This window comes from Chamaesiphon sp. OTE_20_metabat_361 (assembly GCF_031364565.1).
On sequence record NZ_JANLWO010000746.1, the window covers coordinates 1 to 8,655 of the forward strand.

At 47.3% G+C, this 8,655-nt stretch carries 7 protein-coding genes, 1 rRNA gene and 2 pseudogenes; 3 read left to right on the forward strand and 7 right to left on the reverse strand.

Going from position 1 to position 8,655, the window contains the following annotated elements; translation table 11 throughout:
* A pseudogene (locus tag RMO35_RS21195) lies at positions 1 to 843 on the forward strand (DUF2092 domain-containing protein); the annotation flags it as partial.
* A 149-nt stretch (positions 844 to 992) separates the two neighbouring features.
* Here RMO35_RS21195 and acsF read toward each other — a convergent pair.
* The 5 genes from acsF to ndhC all read right to left on the reverse strand — a co-directional run bounded on the left by acsF (position 993) and on the right by ndhC (position 4,733).
* A complete protein-coding gene (acsF, locus tag RMO35_RS21200; protein ID WP_309743995.1) occupies positions 993 to 2,066 on the reverse strand; it encodes a magnesium-protoporphyrin IX monomethyl ester (oxidative) cyclase in 1,074 nt (357 codons plus the stop codon).
* A gap of 335 nt (positions 2,067 to 2,401) precedes the next feature.
* The gene (locus RMO35_RS21205) at positions 2,402 to 3,052 is read right to left on the reverse strand and encodes a protein kinase domain-containing protein (protein ID WP_309743997.1); all 651 of its coding nucleotides are present in this window, start codon (positions 3,050 to 3,052) and stop codon (positions 2,402 to 2,404) included.
* A gap of 67 nt (positions 3,053 to 3,119) precedes the next feature.
* Complete coding sequence (locus RMO35_RS21210; protein ID WP_309743999.1) at positions 3,120 to 3,659, reverse strand: NAD(P)H-quinone oxidoreductase subunit J; 540 nt, start codon at positions 3,657 to 3,659, stop codon at positions 3,120 to 3,122.
* Positions 3,652 to 4,374, reverse strand: a complete 723-nt coding sequence (locus tag RMO35_RS21215; RefSeq protein ID WP_309744001.1) for an NADH dehydrogenase subunit K — start codon at positions 4,372 to 4,374, stop codon at positions 3,652 to 3,654. The genes RMO35_RS21210 and RMO35_RS21215 overlap by 8 nt, the downstream gene beginning before the upstream one ends.
* Positions 4,371 to 4,733: a photosynthetic/respiratory NAD(P)H-quinone oxidoreductase subunit C gene (ndhC, locus tag RMO35_RS21220; RefSeq protein ID WP_309744003.1), complete on the reverse strand. Its 363-nt coding sequence runs from the start codon at positions 4,731 to 4,733 to the stop codon at positions 4,371 to 4,373. The genes RMO35_RS21215 and ndhC overlap by 4 nt, the downstream gene beginning before the upstream one ends.
* Before the next feature lie 682 nt (positions 4,734 to 5,415).
* On the opposite strand from ndhC, the gene RMO35_RS21225 reads away from it, so the two are divergent.
* Positions 5,416 to 6,879 carry an HlyD family efflux transporter periplasmic adaptor subunit gene (locus RMO35_RS21225; RefSeq protein ID WP_309744005.1) on the forward strand — a complete coding sequence of 488 codons (1,464 nt, stop codon included), beginning with the start codon at positions 5,416 to 5,418 and terminating at the stop codon, positions 6,877 to 6,879.
* Positions 6,876 to 8,036, forward strand: coding sequence for an ABC transporter permease DevC (devC, locus tag RMO35_RS21230; protein WP_309744007.1), 1,161 nt, complete (start codon positions 6,876 to 6,878; stop codon positions 8,034 to 8,036). The genes RMO35_RS21225 and devC overlap by 4 nt, the downstream gene beginning before the upstream one ends.
* A 35-nt stretch (positions 8,037 to 8,071) precedes the next feature.
* On the opposite strand, the pseudogene RMO35_RS21235 reads toward devC, so the two are convergent.
* Together RMO35_RS21235 and rrf are read right to left on the reverse strand one after the other, a co-directional pair.
* Positions 8,072 to 8,320, reverse strand: a pseudogene (locus RMO35_RS21235) (endonuclease/exonuclease/phosphatase family protein); the annotation flags it as partial.
* Positions 8,321 to 8,540: 220 nt separating this feature from the next.
* A 5S ribosomal RNA gene (gene rrf / locus RMO35_RS21240) occupies positions 8,541 to 8,655 on the reverse strand; the annotation flags it as partial.

Below are 8,655 nucleotides of genomic sequence, written 5' to 3' on the forward strand. Positions count from 1 at the left end.
ACCCCGAAATTACCACCCACACCAAACTCAACACCAACTACCACCCCAAGACCAACCCTAACCCCGAACTCCATCCCCGCTCCAACTACGCCATCAGCACGACCGACAGCTACCACCCCAGATCTCAAATTATTAACTAAAGCCATCGGCATATTTTGGCAAGGCAATCGCGCTCAGACCGAATCGCAAGTAGTGATGACAATTCAGCCTCAAGGCAAGAATACCACTCCCGTCCAAATTAATGCCACTGTCAAAACGATCGCCCAAACCGACGATCGATTCCGCTCGGAATTAATTTTATCTCGATCGGGGTCGCCAACTAAAACTGCCTACACGATCGTTTGTGACGGTCAAAATGTCTGGATCTATCGTCCCGACAAACGCCAATATTCACAAACTACTTTCTCAGAGTTTAAGCCGCAACCTTATTCACTACTCGTCGGACTCTCTACCGTTTTCTTTGTAAGTGCGCCTGAAGCTGGACGCAAGACAGTTATTACCGATATCGCTGCTGGTCGCGATCCGTTTAAATCGATTCCTGCCGAGTTAATGGCTAATTTACAAGGAAATACTCGTCAAGTTGACGGTCAAAGTTTACAGGTTTATACCACCGATAATAAAGTCAGTAAAATTAGTTTTACTGGATTAATTCAACCAGTAACCGGAATCCTCAAACAAATTGAATTTACTAGTACTACGGAAGTTGGCGATATGAAAATAGTCGAAAAAATTATGACGCATACAACTACCACCAATCCTAGCAAGCAAACTTTTAAATTTTCCCCACCGCCAGGAGTCAAAAAAGTTCGGTCAGACAGCGATTTACTGCAATTAGTTCGATAATTTGGCACTCCCAGTGCGGATAATTTACAGCTGAGTCCGCTCCGATCGCAGAGCAGTGCTTCGATCGAGTTAAATAGGTATACGCTTAAAAAAATGGTTCTGTCATGACAGAACCATTAACTCAGAGAATTTAATCTAATTCAAAATGTCTAGCGAACGACACCTGCTTGCTTAGTCATGTCGATCGGTTTCATCAGATACAAGCGGAGTAATTTTACACCCATCGATGCGATCGTCGGTAGATTCTGAATCTTTTTCAACCACTTAGGTGCGGTGGATTGTGCCGATGCTACTAACTTTAGATAGTCTGCGGCACACTTGTCTAAAGTTTGGAAAAACTCTGGACGATCGACATCTAAAATAATCGGGAATACTCGTCCCGCAGTTTTATTAGTTTCTTGGATGACTTCGATATCAAAGTCACGGCTATTCATCCCCAACATGCCATAGAATTTGCTTTCTCTGTCGCGAAGATACATCGTCGCAAATACCGCCAGCAGGAAGAACCGACACCAGAGTTTTGCTCTGAAATCATTGAGAAGCTGGGGTTGGGCACGCATCAGGGCATCGAAGAAATCACCGTGACGGTTCTCATCTTGGCACCAGTTATCAAAGAAGTGGAAGATCGGGTAGATCCGATTTTCGGGATTGGCTTCTAAATGCTGGAAAATCTTAATATATCGCCAGTACCCAATCTTCTCAGATAGGTAGACTGAGTAGAAGATAAATTTGGGCTTGAAGAAAGTGTAGTTGTGAGTCTGAGTGAGAAAGCCCAAATCTAGCGAGAGTCCAAAGTCAGACATCGCCTTATTGAGAAAGCCAGCATGACGCGCTTCATCCCGCGATAGCAGGTTAAAACCTTCGGCTAGCAACGGATTCTTGTGCTTGAGCTTCCGACTGAGTTCTTTGTAGAGCAGGAACCCAGAAAATTCGGAAGTGCAAGAGCTTTCGAGAAATTCGATGAATATCTGACGGGTTTGGGCTGGGAGATCGTCCCAAGAGCGCTCGAATCTTTCATCTCTGACGAAGTGGTTGCGGTTATAGTCAACCCGCATTTCTTCGATAATCGCACGCAACTCATCTTCATTGACAGAGAGATCCATCTTTGCCATCTCTTCAAAGTCGGTAGTGTAGAACCGAGGAGTGAGGAGAGTCTCTTTGGCGGGGCGTTTGATCCCCGGTCTGATTTCGTCAAATGATGGTTTTGTAGGGGAATTTACCATAGTGATTTTATTTATAATTCATTCATATTGCGATCGTCGTGTAAGGCGACTCGCAAGCTTCGGCTCAAGCAAGAGCTTAGACATCTCATTGGCGCAACCTTTCTTGTAGAGAATTGCTGCCATAAGTGCATTTTACCAAGTCTAGACTGGCTCGGCAGTGGTTTTTTGTTAAGAGTTACTAACTATCTCTATTCCCCAGCGGCGATCCTGACACGACATTTTGATAGCTATCGTCAGGCTCTTACACCCAATCGTCTGATACTTCCGATACGGCTGCTGGGGCTGCTGGCACTTGAGGGGTCGGATAAATTATCTGCAACTCCAGATCTAGGAAATTACTTAATTCCTGTCCCAACCATCCCAGTTCGGCTTGAGATAGATCTTGCCCGATGGCATATCGCTCTGATGTTATTTTCCGGCTCGATATATCCAAAATCTCCACAACTACCATCCCGACCTGCCAGTGCTGTCTGTGCTAATTGTGCTGACTCAAATCTTTTGTCGAGGTGCGGTTCAGTCATCTGTGCCAACCACCGATCGAATCGCTTGCTAATTGTAGACTGAAATTTGACCCGTCCATTAACCTGTGCTAACTCCGCCGGATGAGTCCCCGTCAGGAGATAAATAATTGTCATCCCCAAACTATATAAGTCCGAAGCCGTCGTAGTTTGACCGCCAAATTGTTCGAGGGGAATATAACCATAGCTCCCCACGATCGTAATCGTCCCACCATCCTTACTGGCAATCGTCTGTACCGAACCAAAATCTACTAGATACACTTCCCCGATACTATTACCAGAACGATCGCCCAAGAGGATATTACTCGGCTTGAGATCGCGGTGGATGACTGGCGGATGTTGTTGATGGAGATAGGTTAAAATGGCTAACACCCGATCGGCTAATTCAATTATTTCTACTTCTGAAAATTTTTGCCCCGATCTGATAATCGACTCTATGCTTTGATTGCAATCGAGGGAAAAGCGCACGAATAATACAATAATCGAGCGAGATATTAAAAAAATCCCCGCTTCATAGCGAGGAAAACCAACTTATTTAATGAGCGTCTTGCAACTCATAAAAATCAGGCGAAACATAATCCTTGCGGAGGGGATAACCGACCCAATCTTCTGGCATCAATAGCCGCTTGAGATTCGGATGTCCCTGATAAACAATCCCGTACATATCGTATGTTTCCCGCTCTTGCCAGTCGGCAGTTCGCCAAATCCAATATACCGAGGGTACGACTGGATTTTCGCGAGATAAAAATACTTTGACGCGGACTTCCTCGGGTTTGACGGCATTATCACTCATCTTAATTAAGTGATAAAAACTCACCAGTTCATCGCCAGGGCCAGCATCATAGCCGCCCTGACACTGCATAAAATTAAACCCATAGGCATATAGAGCCGTCGCTACAGGTAACAAGAACTGAGCTTCAACGCGGATGATTTCGACACCTTGGGCGTCGATCGCCAGCTCTGTATGGTCTACAAAGCCGTTCTGGGTCAACCATTGGGAGACTTTACCCGCTGGGACGATCGGGGCTGCGGCTGGCGTTATTTCCGCCGTTTCCTTGGTTTCTTCCTCAGCCACGTTCGACCTCCTGTTTTTGAGCATTAACTAATGCGGGCGGTACTGGCATTCCCATTGCGGCAGCGATTTCGGCTGGGGGACTGTCGTGTTTACCCGTCTGGAGATATGCTCCGGTCAAGATGGGTGGTACGACTTTCATGTTATGTGTCGTACTGTAGTAACGGTGAGTTTGATTGAGCAGACTCCGCTCTTGCATTGACTCGTTAGCGATTTTTTTCCGCAGCTTGATGATGGCATCCATTACCGCTTCGGGACGCGGCGGACAACCGGGGAGATAAATATCGACGGGGATGAGTTTATCGACACCGCGTACCGCAGTCGGCGAGTCGGCACTAAACATCCCGCCCGTGATCGTACATGCACCCATCGCAATTACATACTTGGGTTCGGGCATTTGCTCGTAGAGACGTACCAAGGCTGGAGCCATCTTCATCGTGATCGTACCAGCAGTAATCAACAAATCTGCCTGACGGGTACTCGCACGAGGAATCAGTCCAAACCGATCGAAATCAAATCTAGAACCGATCATTGCGGCCATTTCGATAAAACAGCAGGCGGTACCAAATAACAACGGCCACAGGCTCGATAACCGCGACCAGTTGTAGAGATCGTCTACCGTCGTCAGGATCACATTTTCTGACAAATCGGTAGTTACTTGCGGACGCTCGATCGGATTGGAGATCCGCTCTAAATTATTGATATCATTGGGGGTCATGACCATTCTAAGGCTCCTTTGCGCCAAGCATAAACTAGGGCGATTACAAGAATTGTGATAAAAATAAGCGCTTCAATAAAAGCTAGCAAACCTAGTTGACTAAATGCGACTGCCCACGGGTACAGGAATACCGTCTCTACGTCAAAGACAACGAAGACTAGGGCAAACATATAGTACCGAATATTAAACTGAATCCAGGCACCGCCGATCGGTTCCATCCCCGATTCGTAGGTCGTGCGGCGTTCTGGGCCACCACCGCTGGGACGCAGTAATTTCGATGCTGATAGTGCTAATATCGGCACCAGGCTACATGTCAGGATGAAGCCGAGGAGATATTCATAACCGTTAAGGACAAACACAGATTATTCGTAGTCATGAGGGGATAACGATCGCAGATCCCAACCAGCGATCGGCTCACAACTAATCTAGAAAATCTCAAGACTTGCGATCGTGATGAGATCTGGCAATGGTCGCCGATTAGTTCCGCTCTCTGGCTGAGGACTCAATCTATTTATATTTTATCCATATTCAGTCCCTGCGGATCGGGCTTGTCGGCAATCTGGCGACATTTAAGATTTCAGTTGGCTACTTTTACGATCGATCCTGTTGTTTTTCCCTGTATCCCTGCCATTACCATAAGGAGTGTTTAAAGCGAAGCGGCAAATAATAGATACTAGTTAGCTGCGGATTTACTAGCGGAGGCAGAACCCGGATCTGGGGGTCGGTACCCCCAGACCCCCCGTTGAAAGGCGGGATGCTGTCTTGATTTGCTAAACCCTCGGGGAACCCGAGGAGCGCAAATCGCCGCCTCTCAAACTCTCCTGCGTAAGGTTCGATTTGTAGGAAGCGGCGTTCGCTGCTTTCTCTTACCTCTTACCTCTTACCTCTTACCTCTTACCTCTTACCTCTTACCTCTTACCTATTCCCTATCCCCTATCCCCTATCCCCTATCCCCTACCCCCTAGCATATGACGACCGTCATAACTAATCGCGTCCATTCGCAAGTAGTATAAGATCGACAACATCAGTAATCCTCAAGGCATGAAACCCGATTTCGCGCTGACAATTTGTGGACTAGTGGTACTGCTGGGTGGCTGCACGTCAGGCATCGCCCAACAAAGTCCCCAGCCAGTTATCCCTGCCAAACCGAATGCGGTAGTGGCATTGGGACGGATTCAGCCTGAAGGTGAAGTGATTAAGCTCTCGGTGGCGAATGCTCAAGATAGTCGAGTCGATCGGATCTTGATTAAAGAAGGTGATTTTGTCAAGCGCGATCGAATCATTGCTATTTTACAAGGGATCGATCGCAAACAAGCTGACTTACGGGATGCCCTAGCAGATGTCAAACTGCGCGAACTCGAACTCTCGAAGATCGTTCAAGGTGGTTTCAAAAATTCGCAAATTGTCGCCCAAACTGCGGCGATCTCCCGGCTCCAAGCGCAACTGACGAGCGCGCGCCAACAGCAACAAGCCGTCCTCAATAGTGCCCAAGCGCAATTGCAAAACGCCTTAGCCAACGATCTGCGCCAAGCTAGCTCGACGAAAGCGGGGTTAGGCTTATTGACAGCCCGCGCCAAATTAGCCAATGCTGAGGCGGAATATCGCCGCCGCAGTCAGTTCGATCGATCGGGTTACAATACCCTCGGCTTACGTGCCAAATTCACCAACGCGCGGACGGAATATCAGCGCAAGCTCACCCTCTATCGTTCTGGGGGCATTAGCAAATCTCAGCTAGACAAAGCCCAAGAAGAATTTACCTCCGCCCAAGCATTACTCCAAGAACGCCAAATCGACACCAAAACCCAATTAGACAAAGCCACCGAAGAATTAGCCGCCGCCACCGCCACTCTCCAAGAGAAAAAGCTAGAAATCCAATCCCAATCGGGACGGATTAGCACCGAATTAGCCACCGTTCGCCAGACAGTCAAGGAAAAGCAAGCCGAATTAAACCGCGTCATTCACACACTCACGGCGGAGATCCAACAGGAGCAGGCAAAATTAGCCGAGTTGCGCGAAGTTCGCCCCACCGACGTGCGAATCGCGCAAGCCCAACTCGACAAAGCCAAAATCGCCGTCGAGCAAAAACAAGCCGCCCTGCGTGATTCGGAAGTCCGCGTCCCTGTAGACGGTCAAATTCTCAAAATTAATACCCGCGTCGGCGAGCAGGTAAACACCGCTCAGGGCATCGTCGAACTAGCTCAAACCACGAATATGTACGTCATTGCCGAAGTTGCTGAAATCGATATCAATCGCATTTACCAGGGACAACCCGCCGTAGTTACCAGCGAATACAATAGCTTTGCCGGATCGCTCCAAGGCACCGTTGCCCAAATTGGCTTACAAGTGGGGCGCAAACAAAGCCAAGAGGCTAGTGGTAATAATCCAGCTACTGACAAGGACAGCAGAATTGTCGCCGTTAAAATTAAAATTGCGCCCCAGGATACAACTAAAGTTGCCAAGCTGACAAATCTCCAAGTGCGCGTGCGCCTACCTTCAAAGTCATGAACAACCTTTTTTCCCGCCGCGTTCCCCTAGCATGGGCACAATTAGCTCACCAAAGAGTCCGCACCAGCGTTGCTATGGGCGGAATTGCTTTTGCTAACGTGTTGATTTTCATGCAGTTAGGATTCGTCAATTTATTTGCTGGCGGCGCAATCTTATTACCCAAACATCTACAAGGCGACTTATTTTTAATAAATCCCGATGCGCTATTTATTGGTGCCGATACTTTCGATCGCACTCGCCTCTATCAAGCCGCTGCATTTGATGGGATCGTTACTGCCGAGCCACTATACATGCGGCGTGGTGTCTGGGCATTAAATAAAAAAACAATTTCTTACGATACGCGGGTATTTGCCTACAATCCTCAACTCCAAATCTTCGATCTGCCAGAAGTCAATCGCCAACAATCCAAACTCCGCGAACCATTTACCGTTTTATTCGATCGATTATCTCGCGCCGAATTAGGGCCGATTCCCGCCCAGTTAGCGTCCAAACCGACAACTACCGCGATGTTAAATAATCAACGCTTGGTTGTGAATGGTTTATTTAGTCTCGGCTGCTCCTTCTTTCTCAGTGAAGGCAATCTGATTACCAGCGATCGCACCTTCGCCGAGCTATTTGGCAGTGAATCGCTCCAACAGGTATCACTCGGCATCATTCGCGTTAAACCCGGTACCGATCTCATCGCCCTCAAACGGGGAATCGAGCAAAACGTTCCTGGCATTAAAGCACTCACCCATCAAGAGCTACAAGCCAAAGAATTACAATTTCAAGATGCCAACCCTAGCAGTACGATCTTTAATTTTGGCGCAATGATGGGTTTCATAGTTGGTGTCGCGATCGTTTATCAAGTCCTCTACAGCGATGTCAGCGACCATTTGGCCGAATACGCCACCCTCAAAGCCATCGGCTACTCCAATCGATCGCTCCTATCAGTCATCTTCCAAGAAGCAATATTCCTCGCGATTTTAGGCTTTATCCCTGGTTTTATCGTCACATTGGGCATGTATCAACTGTTAACAAACCTCACCCGCCTAGAGCTACTTATGACCCTCAATTTAGCTATAACAGTGTTTATTTTAACTCTTGCCATGTGTCTGATTTCCGCCGCAATCGCGTCAAACAAACTTCGCGCTGCCGATCCCGCTGATGTATTTTAGCGTTCCCATCGCCCTAAAAGCTTAGCTAATTATTGCTACTTTAATTGCAAATCGGCGACGAGATATTGATGGTCGGAACCAATACCCGCCTTCGTCCAAGCAGAACGAGCGTGCCAGTGATTAGAATAGAAAATATGGTCGATTCTCACCAGCGGAATTGCCACTGGTGGTGCGATCGGAAATGTCATTCCCATTCCCCATCCTGCTATCTGAAAAGCATTATTCAAAGAGCGACTCAGTAAGTGATAATTACGATCAAGATCGCTAGTATTGAAATCGCCAACTACTAATAATGGTCATCCTAATGGTTGACTAGATTTTAGTGGATACTTACTAAAAATTCCAAACTCAAAAGCTGGCGAAATCACTTGATATGGAAAATCTCGCTTCAATGCTTGACTGAGTTGAACAACCGTATATTTAACTAAATCTACTATTTAGCATTCATATTTATATAATCAAAAGAGCCGAACACTAATAGTATCCGACTCTTTTAAATATTAAGCTTGGCAGCGAGCTATTTTGACAGGGGGCAACCCCCCAACTATCGTCGCCGTGCGAGCGTTTCACCTCCGAGTTCGGGAAGGGATCGGTGTGGTTCCACTCGGCCATAGACACC

Excerpts from the sequence above, each read along its gene's own strand:
- RMO35_RS21225 (WP_309744005.1), top strand. The coding sequence starts at position 5,416 with ATGAAACCCGATTTCGCGCTGACAATTTGTGGACTAGTGGTACTGCTG.
- RMO35_RS21215 (WP_309744001.1), bottom strand. The coding sequence starts at position 4,374 with ATGACCCCCAATGATATCAATAATTTAGAGCGGATCTCCAATCCGATC.
- acsF (WP_309743995.1), bottom strand. The coding sequence starts at position 2,066 with ATGGTAAATTCCCCTACAAAACCATCATTTGACGAAATCAGACCGGGG.
- devC (WP_309744007.1), top strand. The coding sequence starts at position 6,876 with ATGAACAACCTTTTTTCCCGCCGCGTTCCCCTAGCATGGGCACAATTA.